Annotated in this window: 11 protein-coding genes; 8 read left to right on the forward strand and 3 right to left on the reverse strand. The window is 55.4% G+C overall.

Annotated features, from left to right (window positions below; genetic code table 11):
• Nucleotides 1–214 precede the first annotated feature (214 nt).
• The 4 genes from pheS to pheT all read left to right on the forward strand — a co-directional run bounded on the left by pheS (nucleotide 215) and on the right by pheT (nucleotide 5,147).
• Nucleotides 215–1,288: a phenylalanine--tRNA ligase subunit alpha gene (pheS, locus tag ACEWZM_RS13650; RefSeq protein ID WP_414006950.1), complete on the forward strand. Its 1,074-nt coding sequence runs from the start codon at nucleotides 215–217 to the stop codon at nucleotides 1,286–1,288.
• Between the two features lie 72 nt (nucleotides 1,289–1,360).
• The gene (locus ACEWZM_RS13655; protein ID WP_414006951.1) at nucleotides 1,361–1,714 is read left to right on the forward strand and encodes a DUF2513 domain-containing protein; all 354 of its coding nucleotides are present in this window, start codon (nucleotides 1,361–1,363) and stop codon (nucleotides 1,712–1,714) included.
• A 131-nt stretch (nucleotides 1,715–1,845) separates the two neighbouring features.
• Nucleotides 1,846–2,661 carry a CE1 family esterase gene (locus tag ACEWZM_RS13660; protein ID WP_414006952.1) on the forward strand — a complete coding sequence of 272 codons (816 nt, stop codon included), beginning with the start codon at nucleotides 1,846–1,848 and terminating at the stop codon, nucleotides 2,659–2,661.
• 89 nt (nucleotides 2,662–2,750) lie between these two features.
• Complete coding sequence (gene pheT, locus ACEWZM_RS13665; protein ID WP_414006953.1) at nucleotides 2,751–5,147, forward strand: phenylalanine--tRNA ligase subunit beta; 2,397 nt, start codon at nucleotides 2,751–2,753, stop codon at nucleotides 5,145–5,147.
• Between the two features lie 72 nt (nucleotides 5,148–5,219).
• On the opposite strand, the gene ACEWZM_RS13670 is transcribed toward pheT, so the two are convergent.
• The gene (locus tag ACEWZM_RS13670) at nucleotides 5,220–6,098 is read right to left on the reverse strand and encodes a LysR family transcriptional regulator (protein WP_414006954.1); all 879 of its coding nucleotides are present in this window, start codon (nucleotides 6,096–6,098) and stop codon (nucleotides 5,220–5,222) included.
• Between the two features lie 87 nt (nucleotides 6,099–6,185).
• Between ACEWZM_RS13670 and ACEWZM_RS13675 the strand changes: the two genes are divergently transcribed.
• The 3 genes from ACEWZM_RS13675 to ACEWZM_RS13685 all read left to right on the forward strand — a co-directional run bounded on the left by ACEWZM_RS13675 (nucleotide 6,186) and on the right by ACEWZM_RS13685 (nucleotide 7,963).
• Nucleotides 6,186–6,821 carry a class I SAM-dependent methyltransferase gene (locus tag ACEWZM_RS13675; RefSeq protein WP_414006955.1) on the forward strand — a complete coding sequence of 212 codons (636 nt, stop codon included), beginning with the start codon at nucleotides 6,186–6,188 and terminating at the stop codon, nucleotides 6,819–6,821.
• A gap of 168 nt (nucleotides 6,822–6,989) precedes the next feature.
• On the forward strand, nucleotides 6,990–7,439 hold the full coding sequence (locus ACEWZM_RS13680; protein WP_414006956.1) for a YtoQ family protein: 450 nt from the start codon (nucleotides 6,990–6,992) through the stop codon (nucleotides 7,437–7,439).
• Nucleotides 7,436–7,963 (forward strand): GNAT family N-acetyltransferase, encoded by a 528-nt coding sequence (locus tag ACEWZM_RS13685; RefSeq protein ID WP_414006957.1) that lies wholly within the window; start codon nucleotides 7,436–7,438, stop codon nucleotides 7,961–7,963. The genes ACEWZM_RS13680 and ACEWZM_RS13685 overlap by 4 nt, the downstream gene beginning before the upstream one ends.
• A 64-nt stretch (nucleotides 7,964–8,027) precedes the next feature.
• Here the strand turns inward: ACEWZM_RS13685 and ACEWZM_RS13690 are convergent, their stop codons facing one another.
• Nucleotides 8,028–8,834: a mechanosensitive ion channel family protein gene (locus tag ACEWZM_RS13690; RefSeq protein ID WP_414006958.1), complete on the reverse strand. Its 807-nt coding sequence runs from the start codon at nucleotides 8,832–8,834 to the stop codon at nucleotides 8,028–8,030.
• Nucleotides 8,835–8,965: 131 nt separating this feature from the next.
• Nucleotides 8,966–9,400, reverse strand: coding sequence for a large conductance mechanosensitive channel protein MscL (mscL, locus tag ACEWZM_RS13695; RefSeq protein ID WP_414006959.1), 435 nt, complete (start codon nucleotides 9,398–9,400; stop codon nucleotides 8,966–8,968).
• Between the two features lie 412 nt (nucleotides 9,401–9,812).
• Between mscL and ACEWZM_RS13700 the strand changes: the two genes are divergently transcribed.
• Entirely contained in the window at nucleotides 9,813–11,981 is a 2,169-nt protein-coding gene (locus tag ACEWZM_RS13700) for a Hint domain-containing protein (protein WP_414006960.1), read from the forward strand.
• Nucleotides 11,982–12,018: the final 37 nt, after the last annotated feature.

A 12,018-nucleotide genomic window follows, 5' to 3' on the forward strand; every position in this document is an offset into this window, starting at 1 on the left:
TCAGGCACAGAGAGAATTCAAACGGGCTGCTCTGAAAAGAGTGGCCCGTTTTGCTTTGGTTTGGTCGACAAGACAGCCAGGGGCCGTACCGCAGTCCAGGACGTGGGCTGCCAGATTGCCGCGGTTGCAGCAGGATTGGCCGGGATCCGGTTCAAATGCTTGCTTTCAGTGCCTGCTGTGGTAGCAGAGCTGCAGCATTATTCAGGGGACCGTCATGGACGATCTTAAGGTCAAATATTTGGGGCTGATTGCCGACGCCGCCGACGCTGACGCGTTGGAAGCGATCCGGCTGTCTGCCGTTGGGAAAAAAGGCGAAATTAGCCTTAAGATGCGTGAACTGGGCAAGATGACGCCCGAAGAGCGGCAGGTCGCAGGGCCGGCTCTCAATGCGCTGAAAGATGAGATCAACGCGGCTCTCGCAGGTAAGAAGGCCGGGCTGGCAGACGCCGAGCTGGATGCGCGCCTGCGCACCGAGTGGCTAGATGTCACCTTGCCAACCCGGCCGATACGCAGCGGCACCTTGCATCCGGTCAGCCAGGCAAGCGAAGAGCTGACGGCGATTTTTGCTGAACTGGGCTTCTCGGTTGCTGAAGGGCCTCGTATCGATACCGATTGGTACAACTTTGATGCGCTGAATATCCCCGGCCATCACCCCGCACGGGCTGAGATGGACACCTTTTATATGCACCGTGCCGACGGCGACAACCGCCCGCCGCATGTTCTGCGTACGCATACCTCACCGGTGCAGATCCGCTCGATGGAGAAGATGGGAGCGCCGCTGCGGATCATCTGTCCAGGCGGCGTCTACCGTGCTGACTATGACCAGACCCACACGCCAATGTTCCACCAGGTCGAAGGCTTGGCGTTGGACAAGAACATCTCCATGGCGAACCTGAAATGGGTGTTAGAAGAGTTCGTGAAGTCATTCTTCGAGGTGGACAGCGTCGACTTACGATTCCGCGCGTCGCATTTTCCATTCACCGAGCCATCTGCAGAGGTCGATATTCGCTGCTCTTGGAAAGACGGCACGCTGAAAATCGGTGAGGGCGACGACTGGCTGGAGATCCTCGGCTCCGGCATGGTGCACCCCAAGGTGATCGCCGCCGGTGGGATTGATCCTGATGTTTATCAGGGCTTTGCCTTCGGCGTAGGGATCGACCGGATTGCAATGCTGAAATACGGCATTCCCGATCTGCGCGCTTTCTTTGACAGTGATCTGCGCTGGCTACACCATTATGGGTTCCAATGCCTGGACGTGCCGACGCTGCATGGTGGTCTGAGTAGGTGAAAATTCTTGAAGCCGTGTGTTGATCGGTTAGGCTCGCCTTATGGGTGAGCCTTTTTCTTTGAGGAACTATTAGTGAAGCGCAACGACGATTTGCTTAGAGATCTACTTTTTGAATTCGAAGCAGACGCAGGCGGACTTTTGCGTTTTCGAAAGTCTCTGAGCATGCCTCAGGAGCAAATCGAAAGAAATTACCACGTGTCACTACTATCGGATGCGGGGTTCGTGACGCAAGTTTCTGAAACCGGTTTTAGGTTAACCAACACGGGGCATGACTATGTCGAAGCCATCAGAAGCGATACAGTGTGGCAGAAAACAAAAGATGGTGCGGCACAGGTAGGTGGCATGACGTTGGGAATGATGCGAGATCTAGCTTTTGCTTATTTGAAACAGGAAGCAAAAGAAAAACTAGGTATTAGTCTTGAGTGAGTTTCAATGGGGCTCGCTACTTGTAGGCTAACGAACCGATCCTTTCGCTTGGCTTCCCTTAAGGGCGAATTCGATCATTTTCCCACAAATATGTGACGTGACAAGGCGCTAACGTTGGTTAGTGTCGGGAAATGGTGCTACTTTTCCTGCCTCTTGTTGCGGCCCTGACCGCTTCCTCCGCCCTCGCGATGGGGCCATGGAAGGGCAACGACGCCTCTTGCGGCGCAGATCTGGCCTGTGCGTTGGGCGAACGGTCTTATCACGTGTTGGAACCCGATGGCTGGAACGGCGTCTCGCCTTTACCGGTTCTGCTGCATTTTCACGGATGGTCGCGGACGGGAAAACATGCACAGCGCTCTGATCGGGTCGGGGCCTCGGCCAAGCGGCGTGGTGTCTTGCTGGTAACCCCAAACGGTCGTGCCAAGAGTTGGAATTTCTGGACGGCAGGCACCGAAGACGTACCCTTTACCGATGCGGTACTGGCGGATGTGGCCAAGCGTTACCCTGTCGATGCCGCGCGTATCTTTGTTTCGGGCTATTCCTATGGCTCTGCGATGGCGTGGCGCTATGCCTGCCACAGCGGAAAGGATGTGGCGGCGCTCTTGGCTGTCGCTGGTAGCATTGACCAATCTGAGACCTGCGAAGAGGCACCTGAAGAGGTGCGCCATGTGCATGGATTGGCGGATACAGTGATGGATTTCCCGGTAGGGCCGGGTGGGGATGTGACATATCCGGTGGCGTTATGGCGCAGGCAGCTGGGCTGTAGCGAGAGTGAGCCACGTGGCGACTGGCAGGCGCGTAGTTTCCTGACGCTGTCGCGTACCACGTGGACCTGCGATCAGGGCGCTGTTGTATTGGATTTACACCCTGGCGGTCATTTTATTCCACACGGCTGGATTGGGCGGCAGCTTGATGAGCTTTTGGGTCTCACCCCCAGCTATCCTTAGGCTCTCGGAGGTGGCAAGGCTTGCACATGCGGGCATTCTTTGTCATTGCCTGCTGAAACATGCATGGCTTGCCATAGGAAACCGGACCGATGAAATTCACTCTTTCTTGGCTGAAAGACCACCTCGACACAGAGGCGTCCGTCGAGGACATCACCGAAACGCTGACAGACTTGGGACTTGAGGTTGAAGGGATTTCTAACCCCGCGGACCGTCTCAAGGATTTCACGCTGGGCTATGTAAAGCATGCCGAGAAACACCCCGATGCGGATAAGCTGCGGGTCTGCAAGGTAGATACCGACGAAGGCGAGATGCAGATCATCTGCGGTGCGCCGAACGCGCGTGAAGGCATCACGGTCGTGGTCTGCAAACCAGGGATGTATATCCCCGGTCTCGATATAACGATCGGCGTCGGTAAGATCCGTGGCGTCGAAAGCTATGGCATGATGGCCTCCGAACGTGAGCTGGAGTTGTCGGACGAACACGATGGCATTATCGAACTGCCCTCGGGCAACGTTGGTGATCGTTTTGTTGATTGGCTTGCCGAAAATGATGCGGCTAAGGTCGATACCGTGATCGAAATCGCGATTACCCCAAACCGGCCAGATGCGCTTGGTGTTCGCGGTATCGCGCGGGATCTGGCCGCACGTGGCCTGGGTACGTTGAAACCGATCGATATCACACCAGTGGAAGGTGGTTACGACAGTCCGATCAAGGCAGAGATTGCGGAAGATACGCTGGACGGCTGCCCGCTGTTCACCGGTCGCCTGATCCGTGGTGTCAAAAATGGCCCCAGCCCACAATGGCTGCAGGATCGTCTCATGGCCATTGGTCTGCGCCCGATTTCCACATTGGTGGATATCACTAACTATTTCACCTTTGATCAGAACCGTCCGCTACATGTGTTCGATGCCGCCAAGGTTGCGGGAAATCTGCGCATCCACCGTGCAGAAGGCGGCGAGGCTCTGGCCGCTCTGGATGACAAGGAATACACCTTTGCCACGGGCCAGATGGTCATTTCTGACGACAATGGCCCAGAGAGCATTGGCGGCATTATGGGCGGGGCTAATACCGGGTGTACCGAGGCGACAACGGATGTCTTCCTCGAAAGCGCGTTCTGGGACCACGTGCAAATCGCCACCACTGGTCGTGCGCTCAAGATCAACTCGGATGCGCGCTACCGCTTTGAGCGCGGCGTTGATCCTGAATACACCCGCGAAGGTCTGGACCATGCCACGCGTATGATCCTTGATCTTTGTGGCGGTGAGCCGTCGAATGTTGTGACCGTAGGTGCTGTGCCTGATTATGCGCGTGCCTATAAGCTGGATCCGGAGCGGGTTCAGTCTCTCGTCGGGATGGACATCCCAGAGTCTGCACAACGCCAGACATTGACCCGCTTGGGGTTCCGTCTGGAAGGGAACATGGCACATGTTCCGAGCTGGCGTCCGGATGTTATGGGCGAAGCTGATCTGGTTGAGGAAGTGGCACGTATTGCATCGCTGACCAAGCTGGAAGGCAAGCCACTGCCGCGTTTGACGGATGGTATCCCTTCGCCGGTAATGACACAACAGCAGCGCCGTCAGCAGATTGCACGGCGCACCTGCGCTAGCCTCGGCTACAATGAGGTTGTGAGCTATACCTTCATTGACAAGGCTTCAGCGACGCTATTCGGAGGTGGCGACGATGCCACCATGTTAGCCAACCCGATTTCGTCTGAGATGTCGCATATGCGCCCGGCCTTGTTGCCTGGTCTGCTTCAGGCCGCTGCGCGCAATCAGGCTCGCGGGTTCATGGATCTGGCGCTGTTCGAGGTTGGACCCGCATTCCATGGCGGGGAGCCGGGCGAGCAGCATAACCTTGTTTCCGGTCTCTTGGTCGGCCGCAATGGTCCCAAAGACGTTCATGGCGCAAGCCGTGCCGTTGATACCTTTGACGCTAAGGCGGACATCGAGTCGGTTCTGGCCGCCATCGGCGCGCCTGCCAAAGTTCAGATCCTGCGTGGGGCGCAATCCTGGTGGCATCCCGGGCGTCACGGCAAAATCTGTCTGGGGCCCAAAAAGGTGCTGGGTGTCTTTGGTGAACTACATCCAAAAGTTCTGAGTGAGATGGGGATCAAAGGCTCGGCGGTGGGCTTTACCATCTGGCCCGACGAGGTGCCCATGCCGCGCAATTCAGGTGCAAATCGTGGCGCATTGACCCAAAGCGACCTGCAGGCGGTTGAGCGCGATTTTGCTTTTGTTGTGGCGAATGATGTCGAGGCACTGACATTGGTCAATGCGGCAGCTGGTGCCGATAAGGCGCTGATCGACGATGTGCGTGTCTTTGATGAATTCATCGGCGGCAGCCTAGGAGAGGGCAACAAATCTCTCGCCATCACAGTGCGCTTGCAACCGAGCGATAAGACACTGACTGAGAAGGATATCGAAGCCGTCAGCGCCAAGATCGTGACCAAGGTTACCAAAGCCACAGGCGGTACCCTGCGCGGTTGAGCAACCGGGCTGTACACGTACGGCCCGTAGAACCTAATGTTTCAGAAACGTGCCCGTCATCGGGTGCGTTTTTCATTTCTGGGTAAGAAACTCTGCCAAAAGATCGAAAACCAGCCGGATGCGACGGCTTGTGTGTAGCTCTCTGTGTGTGGTCAACCAAACTGGAAAGACGATCGGAGCGAGTTTTGGCAATAGCCGTTCTATGCCGGGTGTTGCACTTGCCACCTCTTCCATCATCAGGCAGATCCCAAAGCCTTCTTTAACCAGTTCCCAGGCGGCAAGGCTGCTGGTTGATTTGATCCGAAAATTGTCAGCTGTCAGGTGGATGCCATGAGGGGCCATAAAGTCTATGGATCGTTCCACATCCGCGAACCCAACAAAATCATGGTTGGGCATGTCCTTGACCGATGCCGGATGACCACGGTGCCCTAGATAGCTTGAGGCTGCATAGAAATGGGCGTGGGCTTCTCTCACCAATCGGGCGATCAGTTCTGGTTGCTCGGGGCGTACATGCCGGATGGCAATATCGGCCTCACGCCGCATCAGGTCACGAATGTCGTTGGCTGCCACCACGTCAATGGTCAGTCCCGGCGCGCGTTGACGGATCTGGCGCAGAACAGGCGGAAGCACATAAGCAGACATGATGTCGCTGGCGGTTATGCGGACAGTACCTTCGATGGCCTGTGTCTGGCTAGTAGCAGCCAGTGATAGGGCCTCTGCCGCCTCGCCCATCTTGCGACTATGGCTCAGTAAATCCCGTCCAGCCGAGGTCAGAGCGAGGCTGCGACCCAATCGTTCGAAAAGGAGTACGCCCAAGCCCGCCTCAAGCGCAGCCACTTGACGGGACAGGGTTGGTTGGGTCAGGCCTAATTTTCGCGCCCCGGCAGACAGGGAGCCAGCGTCGGCGGCAGCGAGGAAGGCACGGATATGATTCCAATCAGTGTTATCCATACAAATACGTATAACCATTCTGCGAATTTCGGCAATTTATCATCGCTTCTTGCATAGGTACACTGTGGCCATTCATGGAGAGTAACAATGACAACTGATGCCGGTTTCTGGGACAAGATTGCCCCCAAATACGCCAAATCCACAATCAAGGATGAGGCTGCCTATCAATACACATTGGCGCGTACGAGATCCTATCTGAAGGCTGATGACAGTGTGTTGGAGGTTGGATGCGGCACCGGGTCGACTGCTATCACATTGTCTGACGCGGTGTCGAAGATCACGGCGACTGACATGTCGAGCGGTATGCTCAGTATCGCAGGCGACAGAGCCGCGAATGCTGGCGTCGGGAATGTGACCTTCCAGCATTGCAGCGACGACGCTTTGCCTGACGGCCCCTACGATGTGGTGATGGCATTCAACCTGTTACATCTTTTACCGGATCTTGATGCGGCACTCGCCGCCGTGGCTGCGCGTGTGCGAAGCGGAAAGCTGTTTGTCTCCAAGACACCGTGCCTGGGTGAGGCGCGTGGCAGTTTTACTTATTGGATGTATTCGGTTTTGATTCCGGTGCTGCGCTTGGTGGGAAAGGCCCCAAGTAATGTGTATTTTCTGAGCATAGCAGAGCTGGAAACATCGATAGAACAGGCTGGGTTTGAAATCATAGAGACTGGAAATTACCCGGTCTCCACCCCAGGTCGCTATATCGTAGCTCGGCGGCGCTAACCGAAGCAGGTGGACGGATTGTTTCGACTGGTGGATACTCTGCCCGCTGGCTGATGGGGTTAAAGCCCATGGCCACGGCAGGGAACATTAGGCGAGACCAGCAACAGATCAGGTGTGGACAGATAGATGGTCTGCGAAAGTATGTTGCCGGTGTAGAAAGGACATTTCGTGACATTGAATGTATATCTCTCAGGTGAAATTCACACTGATTGGCGGGAACAGATTATTGGCGGAGCTGAGGGGTTGGATGTGTGTTTTGCCAGCCCGGTAACGGATCATGACGCCAGTGATGACTGTGGTGTGGCAATTCTTGGTGCTGAGCCAAACAAATACTGGCACGATCATAAGGGCGCGATGGTCAACGCAATGCGGACCCGCAAGGGATTGGCAGATGCTGATATTGTTGTGGTGCGGTTTGGTGAAAAATACAAACAGTGGAACGCGGCATTTGATGCGGGGTATGCTGCCGCGCTTGGCAAGTCGCTTATTATTCTGTCACAGGATGAGCATCAACACGCGCTGAAGGAAGTGCATGCCGCTGCCTTGGCCGTGGCAAAAGAACCTCAACAAGTGGTCGAGATCTTACGCTATGTGCTGAACGGGAGCCTGCCGACGTGATTGGGCCGACACTGACGAGTGATCGGCTGATCTTACGCCCTTACGTGTTGGAAGATTTTGACGTGCTGGCGGCCTTGTGGGCGGATCCTGTGGTGGTGCGCCATACCATCGGTAGCCCAGCTAATCGCGAGGCAACATGGACCCGATTGTTGCGCTATATCGGCCATTGGCAGGCGCTTGGCTTTGGCTATTGGGCCGTGACTCTACGAGAAGACGGTCGTTACATCGGAACCGTCGGATTTGCGGACTACCAACGCGATATAGACCCGCCTCTCGGGTCGGTACCCGAAGCAGGCTGGGCCTTGATGCCCGCAGAGCACGGGGCGGGGTACGCCACAGAAGCTGTTCAGCGCATGCATAAATGGGCGAAGATCGAAACCGACTGGACCAGCACCTGTTGTCTCCTTGATCAGGAGAATGCGGCCTCGGTCAAAGTGGCTGAGAAACAGGGTTATAAGGCCAGCCATGAAGCGTGCTATCGTGGTGAACTATCGCTGGTGATGACCAGACCGATTGTCCGTTAGATTGACGTTGCCTTAAACACGAGACAGCTGCCCCATCTTGATAAATGGGGCAGCTGTCGAAGGCTCAAGCCTCTTTCTTGATTTCCACGCTATGTGGATAGGGGATTGAGATGCCTTTATCGTCAAAGGCTTCCTTTACCGCCTGGGTCATTGCGAATTTCAGTTCCCAATAGTCTGCAGCTTTGCACCACAAGCGTGCAGTCAGGTCGACCGAACTGTCGCCAAGATTGGTGACGCGCACCCAAGGAGCAGGATCTGCCATGACGCGGGGGTCGGCTTCGGCGAGTGACAGGATGACCTCTTTGGCGCTGTCGGCGCTATCGCCGTAGTCGATGCCAAACACCATATCAACACGTCGGGTGTCGTGGGCGGAGTAGTTGGTGATTATAGCGCCCCAGGCTTGGCCGTTTGGAATGATGATCTGCACGTTGTCAGGTGTCACCAACTCGGTAACGAAGAGATTGAGATCCACCACGGTCCCTGCTGTACCGCCAACATCGACATACTGGCCCAATTTATAGGGGCGGAACAGTACCAGCATCACACCTGCGGCCAGATCGCTCAGGGTGCCCTGCAGGGCCAGGCCAATCGCCAGGGTCGCAGCGCCAAGCATGGCGACCAGGCTGGTGGCTTCGATGCCGAATATCCCGAGGATGGCAATAATGACCATTGCCAGCAGTACCCAGCGCACAGCACTGGCGGCAAAATTGCCTAGCGTTTTGTCCAAATTTGGTGTGGCGTTAATACGGCGGCGGACTGCACCGCTGATGACACCAGCGGCAATCCACCCCAGGACGAGTACCACAAGGGCCTTTGCAGCGCTGATCAGCAATGGCCAGAGCGCGCCCAGCTGTTCGATCCATTGTTCCATGATATTGCGTGTTCCTTGCTGTTGTATCGTATCAATAAAAATCACCGATGACAGAACGTCACCGGTGAACTGGGTAGGGGCATAGACCGACCTGGAGGTGGTTGTAACCCGGGAAGTTGGCCTGACTCTGACTAGCGTTTCAGCGAGTCACGGATTTCCAACAGAACCTCAATTTCAGTTGGCCCTGCAGGTGTCTCTTCGGCGGGCGCGGCTTCTTCTTCACGCGCCGCGGCCTCCTTGACCTGGTTCACATAGCGCACCAGCATAAACACGACGAATGCGATGATCAGAAAGTTGATGATCGCCATGATAAAGGCTCCGTGGGCAAAGACGGCAGCGCCTGCCTCGCGCGCAGCTTCCAAGCTGGCTCCTTCCGGTACGCTTCCGGAGAGCACAAGATAGGAATTGGTGAAATCGATACCACCCATGAAGAGGCCAATGATTGGATTGATCAGATCACCAACCAGGCTTTTAACGATTGCGGTAAAAGCAGCACCGATGATGATGCCGACAGCCATGTCCATCACATTGCCCTTGGCAATGAAATCTTTGAATTCCTGAAGCATGCTATTTGTCCCTGTTAACTATTTACATTGTTATTGAGCAGCTATCGAGTTCGCCTCAGTGCTGCTTAACGGCACTTTAACCGTATTTTTGCGTGTGTGCTATTGATTTTAATATAGAAAATCAAAGCTAATACGTCTTGAAAATCATTCATTTTGGCGCTCTCTAAGCGACCTGCCATATTCTCACCTCAAAATCGTCATGTCCTGGCTTTGGTCAGGTCCCGTGTTGAGCATTTTTTAAGGTTAGCGAGTGAGTACTGGATATGTGCACCTTAACTGCCCTGCGCGTTTCAACTTCGTACAGGCGAGAGCATGATGCCGATATCTCCAACCAAACTGCCGAACCTATCAGCAGTCATGGAGGGCTTTGGTCTCACGGCGGTGGGTGTTTGGTACAAGGTAGATATGACTCATGGCCATTCTTGATAATGCGGTCTGGCTGACCGGCGTAAACAGCACCGCGCAAAGCGGCTCAACCACCCTTAGTGAAGGCGGGAACTCTACCGTCGTAAACGGTATCTTTACGCCGGGGGCGTGGGACAGTTCGCAAGATGGCTATGGTGTTTCAAGTTTTGGGGCCTTTGGCGTCAGTGAGCCGATTACTGCCAGCTATGGGTTTTCTAACCCTGTGACTGATCTGCAGTTTGAGTTGGAACACGTAAATTCCAACGGCAACTTGCATGACGATAAATTGACGCTTCGTTTTCTGGACGAAAACGGTACATTGATCCCTGCCTCTGATGTGATCGCCGGGCTGACTGGCCTGACGCATCATCTAGTTACGGTGAACCCTGATGGCACGGTCTCGGTCGAAGGGGAAGGGAGCACAGCTGTCAATATCGGGGTGTCTATCGACGGCCCGATCTCGCAGATGGATGTGACCTATGACAACGGTAAAGATGCGAGTATTTCGGGCGGCGCTGGGCTGTCTGACTTGACCTTCACCATCCCGCCCGAGCTTGACTACATTGTTGAGGGCACTGATGACGGAGAAGTCATTGATGTCGCCTATATGGGTGATCCAGAGGGCGACCGTGTCGACAACAATGATGCCGCTGACCAGTCACAGGATGATGTGATTGAAGCAGGTGGTGGCAATGACACGGTTTTGGCAGGAGACGGCAACGATTCGGTTGACGCCGGTACCGGGGATGATTCCGTAGAGGGCGGCGCGGGCAATGATACAATCACTGGCGGATACGGCGATGACACGATCTATGGCGGCGATGGCAACGATCAACTCGAAGGTCTCTATGGCAACGACCTGATCCATGCCGGCGAAGGCAACGACCATGTCTTTGGTCGCGATGAAGATGACCTTATTTACGGTGAAGCTGGTGAGGATACCCTGATCGGGGGCAAAGGTACCGATACAATCTGGGGCGGCGACGGCAACGATACCCTGGCAGGCAGTCAAGGAAACGACGAAATTCACGGCGGCGCCGGGGATGATCTGGTCTTTATCGGCGTCTCTGAGGATTCTGACAGCATTTACCTGGATGAGGGCAACGACTTTCTGGACGGCGGTTCTGCAGGATCGTCCTTCTACGGGGAAGGTGGCCTAGGTGATGACGTGATGAACAGCGGCGTGGGCAATGACACGCTGTTGGGAGAAGAGGGCTATGACCAACTGAGTGGTGGAGCGGGGAATGACTCACTCGATGGCGGTAGCGACGATGATGACATCAAAGGCGGGAGTGGCGCAGATACGCTGATTGGTGGCTCTGGCGCTGATACCCTTGATGGCGGTGATGATCGAGATCTGTTCCTTGGTGGAAACGGCGATAGCATCGACGGCGGCGAAGGCGGCGACGACTATGATCGCCTTGATGTCTCCGCGCTAAAAGACATGGGCAACATTCGGATCATCTATACCAGTGCCGACCGTGAGGACGGTCGGGTTGAGGTCGTAGACAACAATGGCGATCTGATTGGCACACTGAACTTCGCCAACATAGAAGAGGTCATTCCTTGCTTCACGCCGGGTAGTCGTATTCTGACACCGGAAGGAACTGTTGCGGTTGAGGACTTGGAAGTTGGTGACCGTGTACTGACACGCGACGGCGGCCCGCAGACTGTGCGCTGGACTGCGCGCCGGACAATCAATACTGCCGATCTCGCGCGGCGCCCGCAGTTCCAGCCAATCGTCATCGAAGCTGGGGCGCTGGGTAACGATGGTGCAGAAAACGTGCCCAACCGGGATTTGACGGTTTCGCCACAGCACCGGATGTTGCTGACCGGCAGCCGTGCTGAATTGTTGTTCGGATCAAACGAAGTTTTGGTGGCTGCGGTTCATCTGATTAATGACCGCAATATTCGCCGCGCCCGGGCACTGGACGTGACCTATATTCATCTCTTGTTCGATCACCATGAAATTGTCTGTGTGGATGGTGCCTGGAGTGAGAGCTTTCAGCCTGGGGACCTGACGCTGGCAGGCATGGACGAGGCCCAGAGATCAGAGTTGATCAATCTCTTTCCTGAACTGGTGACCATGGGTAGGGCATTTCCAACAGCACGGCGCACATTGCGTAGCCATGAAGCGCGTGTCCTGTTGTCTCCTGAGCAGGCCAAGGCAGGTTAATCAACGCGAGTATCTGCGGCAGTCTTTAGGGACCCGG

This window comes from Phaeobacter cretensis, from assembly GCF_047372505.1.
Lineage (GTDB): Bacteria > Pseudomonadota > Alphaproteobacteria > Rhodobacterales > Rhodobacteraceae > Phaeobacter > Phaeobacter cretensis.